Below are 16,576 nucleotides of genomic sequence, written 5' to 3'. Positions count from 1 at the left end.
CGACCCGCGCCGCGCCGTCGGCCTGGTCTCGGGCGGCGGCTCCGGCCACGAGCCCCTGCACGCCGGCTTCCTCGGCCGCGGCATGCTGGACGCGGTCGCCCCCGGCCAGGTGTTCGCCTCCCCGCACAACCGGCAGATCCTCCAGGCGAGCCTGGCCGCCGCCGGGCCGGGCGGCGTGCTCCACGTGGTCAAGAACTACACCGGAGACCGCATCAACTTCGGCATCGCCGCCGAACGGCTGCGCCACGAAGGCATCGAGGTGGGTCGCGTCCTCGTGGACGACGACCTGGCCACCGACGACACCCGGAGCGCGACCGGGCGGCGCGGCACCGGCGCCACCGTCGTGGTGGAGAAGGTCCTGGGCGCCGCCGCCGACGAGGGCCGCGGCCTGGCCGAGCTGACCGAGCTGGGCACCGCCGTCGCGGCCGCCTCCCGCAGCCTCGCCGTCGCCTCCCGCGCCCAGACCTCCCCGCACACCTCCGCACCGGCCTTCGAGCTGGGGCCGGGCGAGCTGGAGTACGGCGTCGGCATCCACGGCGAGCGCGCCGCCCGCACGATCGCGCGGCCGCCGCTGCCGGACCTGCTGGCGCGCATGCTGGACGAGCTCCTCACCGGCCTGCCGCCCGGCCCCGACGAGCTGCTGGTCCTGGTCAACGGGCTCGGCGCGACCACCCAGCTCGAGCTGTACGGGATCTTCGAGCAGGTGGCCGGCGACCTGGAGGGACGCGGCCTGGTGGTGGGCGAGTCGCTGGTGGGCACGTTCGTCCCCGCGCTCGACATGGCCGGCTTCTCCCTCACCCTGACCCGCCTGCACGACGGGTGGCGTACCTGGTGGCGCGCGCCCGCCCGGACACCCGCGTTCCCCTCCCAGGAGGCACGATGACCGCGACCGCCGCCCCGGTCCTGCGCCGCTTCGCCGAGGCCGTGTCGGCCGCCCACGCCGAGCTGACCCGCCTCGACCAGGCCAGCGGCGACGGCGACTTCGGCGACAACCTCCGCTCCGGCCTCCAACGCGTCCTGGCCGAACTGGACACCGCCGGCCGTCCAGACGCGCCCGGTACGACCGCGGACGGCACCGGCGCCACTGCACGCGGCTCCGGTGCGGCCGGGGAGGGGTTCGCCGTGGCGGGCCGGGTCTTCCTCGACGAGGTCGGCGGGACCAGCGGGCCGCTGTTCGGGCTGCTGTTCACCGAGATCGCCCGCACGCTCGACCGTGACCCGCAGACGGGCTGGGCGGCCGGGACCGCCGCCGGTCTGGCCGCCATCCAGCGGGTGGGGGAGGCCGAGGTCGGCGACCGTACGCTGGTGGACGCCCTGGCTCCCGCGGTGTCCGAGCTGGAACGCGGGGCAGGCTTCGCGGCGGCGGCACGGGCCGCCACCGAGGGGGCGCGCGGCACGGCCGGCCTGCGCGCCCGCCGCGGCCGCGCCAGCTACGTCGGGGACCGGGCCCGCGGCCTGCCCGACCCCGGCGCGATCGGGGTGGCACTCCTGTTCCAGGCCCTGGCCTCGGTGCGCGACCCCGAGGGAGACGCCCTCCCGGGGGCGCGCTGAGCAACCGGGCGGCTCCGACCAGCGCCCCGAGAGCCGTACCGGATCCGGACGCGCCGGGTGCGGACCCCTGGTGAGGCCGGAGCCATGGCCGCCTTCGCCGGTTCCGGGGCGCTGACGGAGCGAGGTGGCCGGTGGCGCCCGCCCGGCGGGCCGTCGTGGGTGGGTCAGGGCTCCGCGTGCCGGTCGATGCCGAGCGTGGCGATGAGGTCTTCGTGGAGCTCGAACCAGACACGATGGCAGGAGTCGACGTCGGTGCGGTCGACCCAGGCGCCCTCCCCGGCTCGGGCGCGGGCCAGGGCTGTGGTGAAGCGGGTGTCGTATCCGCGGAACCGTGTCAGGACGTCTCCGAGCCGGCCTGCGAGTGGCGTGAGCGCGCGGTCGATGCCGGCGAGCTCGTCGAGGATCCGGGCGTCCCACGCGGGATCGGAGTGGTCGTTGACGGCGAGCCGATCCCCGGCGGTGGGCCGGAGCTGCCAGTCGGTGCAGGCGCGTAGCAGGAGGGCGTTCAGCGGGAGGAACTCGCGGTAGACGCCACGGACCTCCTCGGCGCCGCCGACGCGGGCGAGCTCGGCCGCCAGCCGGCGCTCGTTCTCGGCCCGGCCCGATTCGGTCAGCGACCAGCCTCCGGTGCCGGCGAAGGCGGTGTGCTCGACCCAGCCGCGCGCCTGGCCGTCGCGCAGCACCTGTTTCGTCTCGGTCTCGTCGAGCCCGTACCGATGAGCGATCGCCGGGGTGTCCGCGTACCCGGAGATGCGCACGGCGTGCAGGATCAGCAGGTCGGAGGGGGATTCCCGGGTCACGAGCCGGAGTCCTGTCGTGCGGCAAGCCGGTTGCAGTGCTGCTGGCACGCCTGCGGGGAGTTGAACCCCATCGCGTGCGCCATCTGTGCCCAGGTGAGCCCTGCGCTCCGGGCCGTGAACAGCAGGGCGGATTCGAGTCCTTCGACCTCGGCGCGGGCGGCGGGCAGGAGGGCGAGCGCGCGCAAGATGTCCTCCGGGGCCAGGTCGGCGTGGCGCCAGACGGCGAAGTGCACGAGGTCGACCGCTGATGGCGGGACGGGCGGGGGCCGCCACGGGCGGGCTTCGAGCGCGTCCGCGCCCAGGGTCAGGAGGTGCTCGCGCGCGTCCTGCTCGCGTTGGGCCTGGACGTGGTCGGCGTGCATGTGGTCGGTGTCCGGGTTGCGTGGCATGCGACTCATGATGGACAATCAATAAAATGTTGTCAACAAACTATTGAAAGGCGGGAGCGGGTGATCGTATCCTTGGCGGAGGCTGCCGCCGATACGTGCGGGGGCAAGGCCGGCGCGCTCGGCGCGTTGCTCCGTGCGGGTCTGCCGGTGCCTGACGGCTTCGTCGTCCCGTTCGCCGCCTACCTCGATGCGGTCCGCGACCTGGACCTCGGTCGGCCCGCCGGCGAGTCGGACGATCCTGAGGCGACGCGGCAGGCGATCGAGGCCCGCCCGGTCCACGCCGCCGTGCTCGGCGCGCTGGAACGCGCACTCCACGAGCTCGGCGATCCGCCCGTGGCGGTGAGGTCTTCGGCAGCGGACGAGGACACGGGCCAGGCGTCGGCGGCCGGTCAGCACGAGAGCTTCCTCGCCGTGCACGGAGCCGGCGAGGTCGCCGAGGCCGTACGTGCCTGCTGGGCCTCGCTGTTCTCCCCCCGTGCCGTCGGCTACCGTGGCGCCTCCGGGCGCGACGGCCGGCCGTTCGACGATCTCGCGATGGCCGTCATCGTCCAGCGCCATCTGGACGCCAAGGCGTCCGGGGTCATGTTCACACCCGCGGACCCGAGCGGCGCGACCGAGATCGAGGCGTCCTGGGGCCTCGGCCCCAGCATCGTCGGGGGCACGGTCACCCCTGACGCTTACCGGGTCGCCAAGGACGGTTCGGTCACACGTACCATCGCCGACAAACGGACCCGCCTTGACCGGCGCGGCAGGCGACTCGTCACGCGCGACGTGCCCATCCTCGCCCGGGACCGGCCGACGATCGACGACGCGACCGCCACACAGCTCGCCAAGCTGGGGGAAGAGATCGCCGCCGTGTTCGGTGGACCGCAGGACATCGAGTGGGCGATCGCCGACGGCCGTACCTGGGTGCTGCAAGCACGGCCGGTCACCGCCGCGCTCCCACCGCCGGCATCGCCTGTCGGCCTCCCGGGCCCCTCGACAGCGGCTCTCACCGGAACACCAGGCAGCCGCGGGACCGTGACCGGCACCGCGAGGATCGTCCGCGGTCCCGGCGACTTCGCGCGCGTGCGCCCGGGCGACATCCTGGTGTGCCCCTTCACCGATCCCGCCTGGACGCCGCTGCTGCGCATCGCCGCCGGCGTCGTCACCGAAACCGGAGGCGTGCTCTCCCACGCCGCGATCGTCGCCCGGGAGCACGCCATCCCCGCCGTCCTCGGTGTCGCGAACGCGACGGACCGACTCCACGACGGCACCGTCATCACCGTCGACGGCACCACCGGCACCGTCACGGCGGCGAACGCGTGACCGGCCGACCCGCCGCCTCGGTCGTGTCAGGCCAGGCGCCGCCCCCACACCTGCGGATCGAAAGGAGATGGGAAGCGGGCCCGCCCGGGCACCGCGCCCCTCGCTGCTCATGGCAACTCGACACCTCTACCTGGCACGCCACGGCGCGGCCGACGCGTTCGGGGAACTCACCGACATCGGACACCGGCAGGCGAGCCTGCTGGGCGAACGGCTCACCGGCGTACCGGTCGACACCGTGTGGCACTCTCCGCTGCCCCGCGCCGTGGCCAGCGCGCACGAACTCGCCCGGCATCTGCCGGACGTGCCCGTGATCGAGGCCGCCGAACTCGTCGACCACGTGCCCTACGTTCCCGCTGCGGCCGAGACACCCCCGTCCTGGGCCGGCTTCTTCGACGGCTACGACGCCGCCGAGGCGGCCTCGGGCCAGAGGCTTGCCGAGGCCCTGGTCGCCCGGTTCGCCAAGGTCCCCGACCAGACCTCGAACGGGACCGTGCCCGACACGCACGAGGTCCTGGTGACGCACGCCTATCCGATCGCGTGGCTGGTGCGGCACGCGCTGGACGCGCCGCCGTCCCGGTGGCTCGGGCTGAACAGCGCCAACACCGCGCTGACGGTCATCGAGTACCGCAACGGCCTGCCGCCCACGATCGTGATGTTCAACGACATGAGCCACCTCCCGCCCGGCCTGCGCTGGACCGGGTTCCCGGAAGTCCTGAGGCCGTGAGGCGGCTCCCGCTGTCGCTCCCGCCGTCCGTACGCACTCCCCGGCCACGTGCCGCTGACCGAGCCCGCGTGCTCGCCGTAACCTCCACGCTCACCGGTGGGCGCACCGTGCCGCCTCACCACTGCCTGCCGTGATCGGCTGCAGGGAGGAGGAGGGGATCAGCCCTCGAAGGCGCTGGATCTCGGCGCCGACGGGATGGCGGTCGGGAAGCGGGAGTCAGTGCCCGGCTCCTGCCCGGTTCCTCGTACCGTGATCACACCGGGTTGTCACAAGGACTTCGCCCTGGTCAGGCCGGATGTTCGACCGCGTACGCGGACTGCACGACCCCGGCCCCGAACACCTTGGTCGACAGATGCGTGAGCGGGACATCCCGGCCGGCCGGGCCGAACAGCGGCAGCCCCGTCCCGATCAGCACCGGCACCGTGGTGAGGGTGATCTCGTCGATCAGCCCCGCGCGCAGGAAAGTGCGGATGACCTGCCCGCCGTCGACGTACACGCTCTTGGTCCCGCGTTCGGCCAGCCCGCGCACGAGCGTGTCGAGGTCGCGGTAGACGGTGACGCGCGGGTCGGCGCCGGCCTCCAGGGTGGTGCTCAGGACGGCGGTGTGCCGGCCCTCGTGCGGCCACGGGTCGTAGGTGAGGCCCGGCTCGTACGTGCCCCGCCCCATGACGACGGCGTCGATGCCGCTGATGAACTCGTCGTAGCCCAGGTCCCCCCCGGCGGCCTCGCCCCTGCTGGTGAGCCAGCCGAGGTCGCCGTCCTCGCGGGCGATGAACCCGTCCAGGCTGATGCCGATGAACACCGCTGACTTGAACGGCCGGTCTGCGTACATGCGCACCCTCCATTTATAAATGAGTCTTCGTTTACAAACGTACCGAGACATGCCCCGGTTTGTAAACCGGTGTTCAAGAACGCGTGGAGCGGTGCGTGGAATCTGTCGGCGGCGGCGTCCATGATGGGGGCCATGGCTTCATGGCAAGAGTTCGATCGGCAGGCGCCGGAGCTGGCCCAGGTCGCGCGGCGGCTGATGGACGCCTACAGGCACAAGGTCCTGGCGACCGTGCGCAAGGACGGCTCGCCGCGGGTGAGCGGCGTCGAGACGAGCTTCAAGGACGGCGAGCTGTGGATCGGGTCGATGTCGCAGGCGGTCAAGGCGGCCGACCTGCTGCGGGATCCGCGGATGGCGATCCACGTGACCTCCCGCGATCCCGAAGGGGAGGATCCGTCCACCTGGGAGGGCGACCTGAAGCTGGCCGGGCGGGCGGTGGAGATCACCGATGCGGCGGTGCTGGCGTCGTACGGGATGCCCGGTCCGGGCTCGCACCTGTTCCGGATCGAGCTGACCGAGGTGGCGTGGACCAGGGTGGAGGGCGACGAGATCGTCATCGACGGCTGGCGCGAAGGGGTGGGAGTGCGGCAGTTCCGCCGTAAGTGATCTACAACGTAAAGGCGCCGGCGACGTGCAACACCCTCCCGCGACGACCCACAATCCTGCCGACAGTCGCGGGTCGCCGTTCAGGACAGCGTGGGACGAGGAGGAGGCGGGTGTCGTCCGCCTGCTCGACCGGCCCGGGATCGACCGGGCCGGTGCGGGGTCAGTGGACGGAGAAGCCGCCGTCGACGAAGAGCATCTGGCCGGTGACGAACGCGGAGGCGTCGCCTGCCAGGAACACGGCGGCGCCCGCGAAGTCCTGCGGGAGGCCGTTGCGGCCGATCATGTGGCGGGCGGCGAGGGCTTCGACGCGGCCGGGGATGGCCTTGGTGGGCTCGGTGAGCGGGGTCAGCACGAAGCCGGGGATGATCGTGTTGACGCACACCCCGTCGGCCGACCAGGCCTCGGCCTGGGAGCGGGTCAGGCCGGCGAGGGCGGCCTTGGCGGCACCGTAGACGCCGCTGTTGCCGAAGGCGCTGATGGACTGCTGGGAGCCGATGTTGATGATGCGTCCCCAGCCGCGACCGGCCATCTTCGGCCCGTAGTGCTGGCCGAGCAGGTAGGGGGCGGTGAGGTTGACGGCGAGGGTGCGTTCGTAGTCGTCGGGGGTGAGGTCGGCCATCGGCTTGCGGATGTTGTTGCCGGCGTCGTTGACCAGGATGTCGATGTCGCCGGTGGTGTCGCAGACGCGCTGGACGTCGCCGCGGTCACCGAGGTCGGCGCTGATCCAGGAGGCGGTGACGCCGTGCCCGCGCAGCCGGGTGGCGGCCTGCTCCAGTTCGGCCGGCCGGCGGGCGACCAGCACGACCTCGGCCCCGGCGCGCCCGATGGCCTCGGCGATGGCGTACCCGATTCCGGAGCTGCCGCCGGTCACCAGCGCGCGCCGGCCGTGAAGGGAGAACAGCTCCCGCAGATAGTCCGACATGGACGGTCAAGCTAGCAGCCGCGCGGCTCCCGGGACCCAGAGGGTCGGGGCTTCGGTTCCGGGCATGGCGTGGAGGGTTTGGCCTGCCCGTAGGAGTGGAACGGCGAACCGGGATTGGTGTCACATCTGTTGCCACTGCGGGTCTGACCAGGCCAGTCTTGCCCGATGGCGGATTCTGAGGGTGTGGCGTCGGCGGCTTGCAGGCCGAGCTGCTCGGCGACGTAGTCGACCACCGCGGTGGGAACGTCCTCGGGATCGTCCAGGAAGCAGTTTAAGAACCGTGCGGTGCCCAGTTGCACGGACCAGCCGAGCTGGGTGCGAGTGCCGTTGGCGGCCATCGCCCGGCGCCGGTCATCGCCATTCAGGTGGAAGAAGGCGCCCAGCTGGGCGATGTCGGGGACGGCGTTGAAGACGCCGTATCGGCTGCGTTGCTCGGCGGACAGGAAACTGGCCGGTATAGGGGCCTCCAGGCGTGCGAGGGCGCCCTCACCTCGCACGGCGGCGGTGGGGGCGCCCTCGGATATCAGCAGCGGCCAGTCAGATGATCAACATGACCGATCACGTGGTGCCTTGGGTCAGTCTCACGGCGGCCGTGATCACGTGGTCCAGCACATGACGCGGTCGGCCGGATGTGCGAGATCACCGCCGTCGGCGGGCGATGCTCACCGTCATCAGCCCCCCGTAGCCCGTTCGTCGGGCGGCCGGGCCGACCGTGAGATAGTCCGGCGCGTAGCCGGAACGGTCTCGGCCAGGCCTGATTCGGATCAGCGGGCGCCCGGTACGGCTGATCGAACAGGACGAGAAGGGTCCAGCCAAGGTACGCCCAAACCCACAGGCGCGATCTTGGTTGAGCGGTTCGAGGCAGGTTAGCCGCTGGTCCGAGGGGCGAGCAGGCTGGTGAGGTCCGCGATGGCGTCCGGGGAGGGGCTTGAAGTAACGCCGCAGGTTCTCCGGCTTCTTGTGCCGGGATTTGGCCATCAGCATGAGCAGAGGACTACCTGCGGGCGCAGATCGCGCACCGATTAGGTGTTCCGCGCCGTGCCCGTCTGTACGTGTGAGATCGACTCACAGGAGGCTGGCACGATGCGGAAACTGATCTTCGGCATGAACCTGAGCCTGGACGGCTGCATCGCCGCGCCCGGCGACGACCTCGGCTGGAGCGTGCCGAGCGACGAGCTGTTCCAGTGGTGGTCCGACCGGGTGGGGGCCACCGGCCTGGCGCTGTACGGGGCGCAAACTGTGGGAGACGATGAGCTCCCACTGGCCGACCGCCGACCAGCAGCCTGGCGCTACCCCGGCGGAGATCGAGTACGCCCGCCGCTGGCGGGACATGCCGAAGGGGGTGTTCTCCTCGACGACCGACAAGGCCGACTGGAACACCCGCCTGGTCACCGGCGACGCGGTCACCGAGATCACCCGGCTCAAGGCCGAAGACGGCGGCCCCATGGACATCGGCGGCGCCACACTTGCCGCAGCGGCCATGCGGGCCGGGCTGATCGACGAGTACGTGCTGGTCACCGCACCGGCCTTGCTCGGCGGCGGCACGCCGTTCTTCACGGCCCCGGACAGCTGGGAGAACCTGAACCTCGTGGAGGCGCGGACGTTTCCCGGCGGCGTGGTGCTGACCCGATACGAGACGAGGCGATGAGCACGGGCCAGATGCTCGGCTCGTGAGGCCAGGTTGAATCCTTCCTGGCGTGCTCACCGTGACCCTCGGCTATGAGGGAACCTTCCCCGGGTCCTTCCTTGCGTTCCGAGTGAGCTGTTGACCGACTTGCTGGAGATGAGGGACAACGGCGTCGTTGATCGTGACGACGTTCTTCGGGCATGAAGACGCCCCGCCGGCAACGCCGGCGGGGCGGTGGGGTTGGCGTTACCGCGTTGGTGTTCAGCTGGTCGGGGTGCTCATTCCGCGGTGACTTCGGTGACGGCGGCCCGTGCGCTGGACTCGTCGACGATGGGGCTTTTGTCTGATGACAGTGTCGGGGGCAGGCCCAGCCATGGTTTGTCGGTGGCGTCGAACCCGGTGAGCTCGGCGATCTTCCCGTCGACGATGTCCAGGACCGCGATGTTGAATAGCCGGTACTCCGGGTCGTCGGAGGTGCGGAGGTACAGCACGGCGGCAGGCATGCGGTTGACCGTCGTGGTGATGCAGCGCCAGTCGTCGTAGCCGCGCTGGAAGAGCCCGCCGGAGACCCAGCCGTCCACCGCGTCCTTGGCCGTGATGACCGAGGTTCCCGGCTCGGGCAGCATCGCGAAGCGCAGGTCGTCGCGCAGCAGGGACGTCAGCCCGTCCAGGTCGTTGCGCTCATGGGCGTCGATATACGACTTCACCACGCTCCGCTCGTCATTCGACAGCTCGTGGGTGGCGGGGCTCCGCCAGTCGAGGCGGCGGTCGGGCAGCTGCTCGCGCATCGTCACACGGGCCCGCTGCAGTGCGCTGGTCACCGATGCGACGGTCAGCTCGAGGGCGTCGGCGGCCTTCGATGCCGGCCAGCCGAGGACGTCGCGCAGGATGAACGCCGCCCGCTGCCGCGGCGGCAGGTGCTGGACGGCGACGATGAACGCCAGCTCGATCGTTTCCCGCGCCACCACCGATTCCTGCGGGTCCTCGGGGAGCATCCGGTCGGGGTAGGGCTGCAGGTACAGCATCTCGGAGGCGGGGTCCGGCAGCTCGGACGGGACGGGTGTGCGGTCGTTGCGCTTCTCCAGGAAGTCGAGGCAGGCGTTCGTCGCGATCCGGTACAGCCAGGTCCGCAGGGTCGCGTGACCCTTGAACGACTCCCGCTTGTTCCACGCTCGCAGGAACGTCTCCTGCGTCAGGTCCTGGGCGTCCTCGTAGTTCGCGAGCATCCGGTAGCAATGCACCTGCAGCTCACGCCGGTGGCGCTCCGTGATGAGTGCGAACCGCGCCGTGTCGCCTGAGCGGACCGCCGCGATGAACGTGGCCTCGTCGGCGCCCAGCGGTCTGGTGTCGGTCATGGTCATCAATCCTTCCACCGGTGCAAGGGCTAACAGAGCTGACGACGTGGCGGAGGATTTCTGATCGGTGAAGCCGCTGACACCGGGCCGTTCGCCAGGCCGGATGGGTCGGGGCCGATCCAGGGACGTGCTCTCGCCGTATCTGGATCGCTTTTCCGCCGCAGCCGCTCAGCGGCACGAAGCGCTGGAATCGAGCGTGACGACCCCAACAGGCCCACAAAGATCGCCGCCTTGAACTCGGAGGCGTTCGGGGCGCCAGTCGTACTGTTCTGCTACCTCGACCGGATGATGGGGCCCGGACAGTGGGGGGACGCAGGGATGTACTTGCAGACGGTCATGCTGTTGCTGAGAGCGGAAGGGCTGCACGCAGCACAGGTTGCCCCCAGGTGATGTGGACGATGTATCGCAAGACTGTCAGCCAGATGGTCGGAGCCGATGACGGGCTCGTACTGTCCGTCTGCCGCGCCCACCGGCATGCCACCGGGGCACTTGCAACGATCTGCGTCCGGACAAGGCCGACCAGGCCCGCAATCGCAAGAAGCTCGGCTCTCGCAGCGGTCGGCCGCGGAAGTTCGACAAGACCGGCTACCGCGAGCGCCTCGCAGCCGAATGTGGGATCAACCGGCTCAAGAGACCGGGCGGTAGTCACCCGCTACGAGAAACTACCGTCCGTTACGAGGCCGCTGTCCTCGTCGCAGCCACCAACGAGTGGCTGTGACCAGCGCACGCGACGCACGCCCCAAAGGAGCCCGCAAGCATGGGCCTGCGGTCACTCCCCGGCTGCTTCCAGGAGGATCTGCGCCAGTTCGCGCGGCTGGGAGAACATCGGCCAGTGGCCGGTGTGCATCTCGACCAGCCGCCAGTGCTCGCTGGTCAGCAGCTTGGCCACGTCGTCGCTCGGCTCGGCTGAGTCGAGCAGGCATTGGATGTACGTCGCCGGGAGTTCGTCAAGTGGACGTGCCAGCACGGCGGGCTCGGTCAGGGTGGCGCCCGGGTGCGGCGTCGAGCCGGCCACGATCCGTGTGATCTGCTCATTGGTGAGGCCCTGGCCGTCGTAGTGGGCTGCGGCCACGAGCGGCCAGAATCCTCCGTTCTCGGCGATCGATGCCTTCACCATCGCCCCACCGTCCGGCCAGGCGGAGACGAACGCCTTGCCATCGGCCGGAACGCTGGAATCGACGAAGACCACGTGGGCCAGCCGGTCACCGATCCGCTCCGCGGCCTGACCGACCGGGATGCCCGAGTAGCTGTGGCCCACGAGGACAACCTCGCGCAGATCCTGGCCTTCGACCTCGTCAACTATGTCCTGGACGTGGGTCTGCTGCCCAGCCGGCACACCGCGCTTGTCGGCAAGACCGGACAGCGTCAACGGGTGAGCGCCCTGGCCGGCGGCGCGCAGATACGGCACCACCTCGTCCCATGCCCATGCTCCGAGCCGCGCGCCTGCAACCAGTACGAAATTCGCCATGGCTGCACCGTAAGGGAGCAGCCTGACAACCGCCCGCCCTGAACACTTTCGCTACGCGCCCTAGCGAGCCGTCGGGGCTCCGGGGGGCTTCTCCCGAACGTGACCCCAGTTCCCCCAAGCGGGGGCAGACAAGAAAAGCATCAGGAGAACGCCGCAGCTCAGAGGGGATCATGAGGCTCTGGCGCGACGTTGACCACAGCCGTGATCCGGAAGGCGAGCAGGTGGCCGGCCGCGGTATCCGGTGCTCGAAGTGCCTGAGAAAGTCCTCAGCGTTCCTCAGCGAAATCAAAGGTGCGGTGCAGCAGGCTTCCAAGGTCTTCTTCTCCAGCCCGCGGAGGTCCCTGTGAGGCGACGTTTCGATGACCACGCGGTCGCGCCATCGATCGGATGGTGGCAGCGGTGGGCGTCGTGGGCGGGGAGCGCCGCGAGCGGAGCTGCCGCCGTGTACGGCTGCGTGCTGCTGGCGGCCGCGCTCATCGGGTATCGCTCGTTCCTCGGCGTCACGGACCTCGGCATGCCCGACGTCACGTGGCCGGGCGCGGCCGTGCTGCTCATCGGATCCGTGGTCGCGGCCGCCACCGTACGTCCCTGGGGCACGCGAGTACCGGCCCGTGCCGTGTCGGCCGGCGTGTGGGGCGTGGCGGTGCTGGCCCTGGCGGGTAGCTGCTGGGTGCTGCTCAACCTGATCCAGCTGGTCCTGACTGGTACCGTCACCGACCGCCAGGGCAACAGCGACTGGGTGACCTTCGCCGAGCGGTCATGCCTGGCCGTCGTGGGAGCCCTGTTCGTGGCCACCGCCCTGGCGCATGTCCGCCGTAGTGCTGGCGTCTGCCCCCGGTGTGGCCGGGCGCATTCGCCGCAAGTATCGGGCCGGCGGTATCCCGCGCCGCACGCGGCGCCCTCCGGGGTGAGGCGGATCGCCTATGCCGGCTGTTGCGCTTTCCTTCCCTACCTCACCCTGCACGCCCTCGGCGCGGCCGGTGTCCCCGGAATCGAGCCCAACGGATTCCGGCCGACCTGGTCCATGGTGCTGGCGGGGGTCTGCGGCGTCGGGCTCGCCGTGTCCCTGCTGCTGGGACTCGTCCGGCCGTGGGGCATGGTCTTCCCACGCTGGACGCTGTGGCTGGCGGGCAGACGGGTGCCCCGGTTCCTGCCGTTGACACCGGTCTGGGTGGTCGCACCGACCCTCGCCCTGTACGGCACCGGAAGCGGAATCCTTGCGGGCGCCGGCATTATGGGCGACGGCCTGTTCGGCATCGGCGGAGCGGCGTCATTGGCGTTCGGTGGATACGGCTGGGCGCTGGCCATCGCCGCCGTCTCCTACCAGCGCCGGACTCGGCCCCTATGCGTTGCGGAGAAAACGGTTGCTTCCTGAGCAGGGACAGCCAGCCGGTCGTCGTCGGTCGGCGCAGCCGCGCTCCATCTCCGACACCCGCTAATCCTCCGGCACTGCGAGCAGCGCCACCAGGTCCGTCGGCAGCACGCCGTCCGCTCGGCGGGCGGCGTTGGCCGCCGTGGCGTACAGCCGCTTATCCGCGACCGCCCGCTCATTTAACCCCGCGCCCTGCCTCAACAGCGCACGACGCGCCGTACGCGCCTCGGCCGCCTTCTCCAACGCCTTTGCACGCTGCTCCGCCGTCATCACCGGCAGGGCCATCAGGCACCTCTCCTGTAGAGATATCGGCTGGTCAGTGACTCCGCCGGAGAAGACGGGGGCCGCCGCCGATCGTCATCCCCTACAGCGTCACCAGATGTGACACCGAACCGGTTCGCCGTTCCGCTCCTGCTGGAAGGCCGGTTTCGCTGGTCCATCCGGCTTTCCGGCCTGTCGTCCCCGCCCGTGCGTCCTGCCGTCCGTGACGCTGTGGGAGGGGCGGGTGTTCGCGCTCATCGGGGGCAGGAAGGCGCGCTCGCACGACTGGTCACGGTGCGGGAGGCGGGCCGGTCCTGTGGGAGCAGACCTGATCGCGTGAGGGGAGGGTGGTTTGCGCGCGGGCGGGCGCGGGGATAGGCTCGAACACCGCATATCAACAGCTGAGCCTTCACAGAACTCCCGATAGGAGTATACCACGGAATGACTAACCGTCAAGATGGTCTTGCGCAAGCCCTTGACAGCGAGCAGCGGACTGTGGCGTGGCTCTACGGCAGGCTCGACGTCGCCAGGGAGCGGGCGAGGGAGACGCTGCGTGCGGTGTACGCCAGGGGCGGGTCCTCGGGAACGACGCGGCAGGCGATGGTCGAGCGCGAGGCGCTGGCCTCGGAGCAGGCGCGGCGGCTGGCGCAGCTCAACGCGGTCGAGCGGGGCCTGTGTTTCGGCCGGATCGACGACGCCTCGGGGGACGGCACGTACATCGGCCGGATCGGGCTGCGTGACGAGGGGCACGAGTCGGTGCTGATCGACTGGCGGGCGCCGGCGGCGCGGCCGTTCTACGTGGCCACGGCCACCGATCCGGGTGGCCTGGTGCGGCGCCGGCATCTGCATCTGAAGGACCGTCAGGTGGTGGGCATCGACGACGAGGTGTTCGACCTGGAGGGGATGAGCGAGGGGGACCGGCGCACGCTGGTGGGCGAGGCGGCGCTGCTGGCGGCGTTGCGGCGGGGCCGTACGGGGCGGATGGGCGACGTGGTGGCCACCATCCAGACCGAGCAGGACCGGGTGATCCGCTCCTCGCTGCAGGGGGCGCTGGTGGTGCAGGGCGGGCCGGGCACCGGCAAGACGGTCGCGGCGCTGCACCGGGCGGCGTACCTGCTCTACACCCACCGCGACACGCTCGAGCGGCGCGGGGTGCTGGTGGTGGGCCCCAACCCGATGTTCCTGCGGTACATCGGCCAGGTGCTGCCGGCGCTGGGTGAGACGCAGGTGGTGATGACCACGGTCGGTGAGATGTTCCCGGGGGTGCGGGCGGTCGCGGCCGACCGGCCGGCGACGGCGGTGGTCAAGGGCGACGTGCGGATGGCCGAGGTGGTGGCCGGGGCGCTGGCGCTGCGCCAGCGGGTGCCGGAGGGCGAGCTGGTGGTGGAGCTGGACGGGCTGCGGCTGCGGGTGCCGCACGAGACGTGCGCGCGGTTGCGCGAGCGGGCGCGGGCGGTGCGGCTGCCGCACAACATGGCCCGCAAGCTGTACGTCACCGAGATGCTCAAGGAGCTGGCCAGGGCGGAGGCGCGGGCGCTGGAGGAGTCGCTGCACATCGAGGAGTTGGACGTCGACGAGCCGGAGCTGATCGAGCCGCTCGACCTGGAGGGCGATCTGGACGAGCTGGATCTGGAGCTGGCCTCGGGCCGGTTGTGGGGCGAGCCGGAGGTGCGGCGGGCGGTGGACGGGCTGTGGCCGGAGCTGACGCCGCAGCGGCTGGTGTCGGAGCTGCTGTCCTCGCCGGAGACGTTGTGGTCGGCGGCGCCGCCGGGGCTGGACTGGCAGGAGCTGGTGCGCCCGGCCGGCGCGGAGTGGACGGACGGGGACGTGCCGCTGCTGGACGAGGCGGCCGAGCTGCTGGGTGAGGACGACTCGGCGCGGCGGGTGCGGGCCAGGCTGTCCGGGGAGGAGCAGGCCGAGCAGGAGTTGTTCGCGCGGGAGGTGCTGGAGACGACGGGCGTGGCCGAGGCGGGCGTCTTCGACCGGGCCGACGTGCTGGCCGAGCGGCATGCCGACGACGGCGCGGGCCTGACCACGGCCGACCGGGCGGTGGCGGACCGTACGTGGGCCTATGGTCACGTGATCGTGGACGAGGCGCAGGAGTTGTCGCCGATGGCCTGGCGGATGATCATGCGGCGGGTGCCGGCCAAGTCGCTGACCGTGGTGGGCGACCTGGCGCAGACGGGGTCGGCGGCGGGCGCGCGTGAGTGGGGCGAGGTGCTCGACCCGCATCTGGAGGGCCGCTGGCGGGTGGAGCGGCTGCTGGTCAACTACCGCACGCCGGTGGAGATCATGCGGGTGGCGGCGGACGTGTTGCGCGCGTACTCGCCGGGCCAGGAGCCGCCGGAGTCGGTGCGTGAGGGCGAGGCGGAGCCGCGGGCGGTGCGCCTGCCGGTGTCCGGGCTGCCGGGGCTGGTGGAGCGGGAGCTGGCGGCCGTCGCCGGCGGGAGCGGTGAGGGCCGGGTGGGCGTGGTGACGCCGGACGCCCGGCACGCGGAGGTGGCGCGGTTGTTCCCGCGGGGGGACCTGGACGCGCCGGTGGTGGTGCTGACGGTGGGGCAGGCCAAGGGGCTGGAGTTCGACGCGGTCGTGGTGGTGGATCCGGCGGGCATCCTGGAGCAGTCGCCGATGGGCGGCCAGGACCTGTACGTGGCGGTGACGCGGGCGACGCGGCGGCTGACGGTGGTGCACGAGGGCGAGCTGCCGCCGGTCCTGTCCCGCCTGGCCTAAGGAATCTACAATGTAAAGGCGGCGGGTGGATGCAGTCTTCCCGCTGCCTGCCGCGAAAACCTTCAGCGGCGGGAATCGGCCGGGTGGGTCAGCCGTTGTCGTGGGAGAGCTTGTCGGCCACGGCGCGGATGGTGCGGGTGACGTGGTCGAGGGCGCGCAGGGTCTCGGTGTCGAGGTGGTCCATGATGCGCTGGTAGTGCTGCACGCCGGCGTTGTTGATCTCTTCGATGAGCGCGGTGCCCTTGGGGGTGAGCTCGACGCGGCGGACGCGGCGGTCATGGGGGTCCTCGTGGCGGCTGACGAGGCCGTGGGCGACGAGGCGGTCGACGATGCCGGTGACGGTGCCGAGGCCGACTCCGAGGTTGTGGGCGAGGTCCTGTCCGGAGACGGAGCCGTTCATGGACAGGACCATGATGACCTTGAGCTGCCGCATGGTGAGGTTGGAGCTGAACAGGGGGGATTGGTGCTGGGCGAACAGCCGGGCCAGGCCCCGCTGGGTTTCGCCGATCCGGCGGATCAGTTCTTCGCGTTCGTTGCTCACGCTCACCTCTCGCTTCCTGAGAAGGTTATCAGGAAAGCTTCAGTCGTCTAAATATTCGTACAAGGCGAAGTGTTAGTCTGGGGCGAACTCTTG

16 protein-coding genes and 1 pseudogene are annotated in these 16,576 nt (G+C 71.0%); 8 read left to right on the top strand and 9 right to left on the bottom strand.

Going from position 1 to position 16,576, the window contains the following annotated elements; translation table 11 throughout:
• Positions 1-883 (top strand): dihydroxyacetone kinase subunit DhaK (locus AB0J69_RS48545; protein WP_364132659.1); only part of this gene is annotated, 883 nt, incomplete at its 5' end.
• Positions 880-1,551, top strand: coding sequence for a DAK2 domain-containing protein (locus tag AB0J69_RS48540; protein ID WP_364132658.1), 672 nt, complete (start codon positions 880-882; stop codon positions 1,549-1,551). The genes AB0J69_RS48545 and AB0J69_RS48540, both read left to right, overlap by 4 nt.
• A gap of 164 nt (positions 1,552-1,715) precedes the next feature.
• On the opposite strand, the gene AB0J69_RS48535 is transcribed toward AB0J69_RS48540, so the two are convergent.
• Complete coding sequence (locus AB0J69_RS48535; RefSeq protein WP_364132656.1) at positions 1,716-2,351, bottom strand: transcriptional regulator; 636 nt, start codon at positions 2,349-2,351, stop codon at positions 1,716-1,718.
• Complete coding sequence (locus AB0J69_RS48530; protein ID WP_364132654.1) at positions 2,348-2,740, bottom strand: DNA-binding protein; 393 nt, start codon at positions 2,738-2,740, stop codon at positions 2,348-2,350. The genes AB0J69_RS48535 and AB0J69_RS48530 overlap by 4 nt, the downstream gene beginning before the upstream one ends.
• 60 nt (positions 2,741-2,800) lie before the next feature.
• Between AB0J69_RS48530 and AB0J69_RS48525 the strand changes: the two genes are divergently transcribed.
• Entirely contained in the window at positions 2,801-4,048 is a 1,248-nt protein-coding gene (locus AB0J69_RS48525) for a PEP/pyruvate-binding domain-containing protein (protein ID WP_364132652.1), read from the top strand.
• 67 nt (positions 4,049-4,115) lie between these two features.
• Positions 4,116-4,772, top strand: coding sequence for a histidine phosphatase family protein (locus AB0J69_RS48520; protein WP_364132650.1), 657 nt, complete (start codon positions 4,116-4,118; stop codon positions 4,770-4,772).
• 286 nt (positions 4,773-5,058) lie between these two features.
• Here AB0J69_RS48520 and AB0J69_RS48515 read toward each other — a convergent pair whose 3' ends face one another.
• Positions 5,059-5,604, bottom strand: coding sequence for a dihydrofolate reductase family protein (locus AB0J69_RS48515; protein WP_364132649.1), 546 nt, complete (start codon positions 5,602-5,604; stop codon positions 5,059-5,061).
• A gap of 132 nt (positions 5,605-5,736) precedes the next feature.
• Here AB0J69_RS48515 and AB0J69_RS48510 point away from each other — a divergent pair, with 132 nt between their 5' ends.
• Positions 5,737-6,207 (top strand): pyridoxamine 5'-phosphate oxidase family protein, encoded by a 471-nt coding sequence (locus AB0J69_RS48510; protein WP_364132648.1) that lies wholly within the window; start codon positions 5,737-5,739, stop codon positions 6,205-6,207.
• A 160-nt stretch (positions 6,208-6,367) separates the two neighbouring features.
• On the opposite strand, the gene AB0J69_RS48505 is transcribed toward AB0J69_RS48510, so the two are convergent.
• Positions 6,368-7,129, bottom strand: a complete 762-nt coding sequence (locus AB0J69_RS48505; RefSeq protein ID WP_364132647.1) for an SDR family oxidoreductase — start codon at positions 7,127-7,129, stop codon at positions 6,368-6,370.
• Between the two features lie 11 nt (positions 7,130-7,140).
• Positions 7,141-7,626: a DUF4158 domain-containing protein gene (locus AB0J69_RS48500; protein ID WP_364132646.1), complete on the bottom strand. Its 486-nt coding sequence runs from the start codon at positions 7,624-7,626 to the stop codon at positions 7,141-7,143.
• A 586-nt stretch (positions 7,627-8,212) separates the two neighbouring features.
• Between AB0J69_RS48500 and AB0J69_RS48495 the strand changes: the two are divergent.
• A pseudogene (locus tag AB0J69_RS48495) lies at positions 8,213-8,777 on the top strand (dihydrofolate reductase family protein).
• Between the two features lie 257 nt (positions 8,778-9,034).
• Here the strand turns inward: AB0J69_RS48495 and AB0J69_RS48490 are convergent.
• Positions 9,035-10,111: an RNA polymerase subunit sigma-70 gene (locus AB0J69_RS48490; RefSeq protein ID WP_364132644.1), complete on the bottom strand. Its 1,077-nt coding sequence runs from the start codon at positions 10,109-10,111 to the stop codon at positions 9,035-9,037.
• Positions 10,112-10,880: 769 nt separating this feature from the next.
• Positions 10,881-11,579 (bottom strand): alpha/beta fold hydrolase, encoded by a 699-nt coding sequence (locus tag AB0J69_RS48485; RefSeq protein ID WP_364132643.1) that lies wholly within the window; start codon positions 11,577-11,579, stop codon positions 10,881-10,883.
• Between the two features lie 343 nt (positions 11,580-11,922).
• Here AB0J69_RS48485 and AB0J69_RS48480 point away from each other — a divergent pair, with 343 nt between their 5' ends.
• Positions 11,923-12,954, top strand: a complete 1,032-nt coding sequence (locus tag AB0J69_RS48480) for a hypothetical protein (protein WP_364132642.1) — start codon at positions 11,923-11,925, stop codon at positions 12,952-12,954.
• 60 nt (positions 12,955-13,014) lie between these two features.
• Here AB0J69_RS48480 and AB0J69_RS48475 read toward each other — a convergent pair whose 3' ends face one another.
• A complete protein-coding gene (locus AB0J69_RS48475; protein ID WP_364132641.1) occupies positions 13,015-13,236 on the bottom strand; it encodes a hypothetical protein in 222 nt (73 codons plus the stop codon).
• Positions 13,237-13,653: 417 nt separating this feature from the next.
• Between AB0J69_RS48475 and AB0J69_RS48470 the strand changes: the two genes are divergently transcribed.
• Positions 13,654-15,942 carry an ATP-binding domain-containing protein gene (locus AB0J69_RS48470; protein WP_364132640.1) on the top strand — a complete coding sequence of 763 codons (2,289 nt, stop codon included), beginning with the start codon at positions 13,654-13,656 and terminating at the stop codon, positions 15,940-15,942.
• Positions 15,943-16,030: 88 nt separating this feature from the next.
• Here the strand turns inward: AB0J69_RS48470 and AB0J69_RS48465 are convergent, their stop codons facing one another.
• Entirely contained in the window at positions 16,031-16,483 is a 453-nt protein-coding gene (locus AB0J69_RS48465; RefSeq protein ID WP_364132638.1) for a MarR family transcriptional regulator, read from the bottom strand.
• Positions 16,484-16,576 lie beyond the last annotated feature (93 nt).

The organism is Nonomuraea sp. NPDC049709 (assembly GCF_040674815.1).
Classification (GTDB): domain Bacteria; phylum Actinomycetota; class Actinomycetes; order Streptosporangiales; family Streptosporangiaceae; genus Nonomuraea.
The sequence above is the reverse complement of the archived record's forward strand: the minus strand, read 5'-3'. Positions and strand labels throughout refer to the sequence as shown.

What these genes read in the sequence shown, in the direction of transcription:
- AB0J69_RS48540 (WP_364132658.1), top strand. Translation starts at nt 880, where the DNA reads ATGACCGCGACCGCCGCCCCGGTCCTGCGCCGCTTCGCCGAGGCCGTG.
- AB0J69_RS48510 (WP_364132648.1), top strand. Translation starts at nt 5,737, where the DNA reads ATGGCTTCATGGCAAGAGTTCGATCGGCAGGCGCCGGAGCTGGCCCAG.
- AB0J69_RS48505 (WP_364132647.1), bottom strand. Translation starts at nt 7,129, where the DNA reads ATGTCGGACTATCTGCGGGAGCTGTTCTCCCTTCACGGCCGGCGCGCG.
- AB0J69_RS48485 (WP_364132643.1), bottom strand. Translation starts at nt 11,579, where the DNA reads ATGGCGAATTTCGTACTGGTTGCAGGCGCGCGGCTCGGAGCATGGGCA.
- AB0J69_RS48470 (WP_364132640.1), top strand. Translation starts at nt 13,654, where the DNA reads ATGACTAACCGTCAAGATGGTCTTGCGCAAGCCCTTGACAGCGAGCAG.
- AB0J69_RS48490 (WP_364132644.1), bottom strand. Translation starts at nt 10,111, where the DNA reads ATGACCGACACCAGACCGCTGGGCGCCGACGAGGCCACGTTCATCGCG.
- AB0J69_RS48475 (WP_364132641.1), bottom strand. Translation starts at nt 13,236, where the DNA reads ATGGCCCTGCCGGTGATGACGGCGGAGCAGCGTGCAAAGGCGTTGGAG.
- AB0J69_RS48530 (WP_364132654.1), bottom strand. Translation starts at nt 2,740, where the DNA reads ATGCCACGCAACCCGGACACCGACCACATGCACGCCGACCACGTCCAG.
- AB0J69_RS48520 (WP_364132650.1), top strand. Translation starts at nt 4,116, where the DNA reads ATGGGAAGCGGGCCCGCCCGGGCACCGCGCCCCTCGCTGCTCATGGCA.
- AB0J69_RS48515 (WP_364132649.1), bottom strand. Translation starts at nt 5,604, where the DNA reads ATGTACGCAGACCGGCCGTTCAAGTCAGCGGTGTTCATCGGCATCAGC.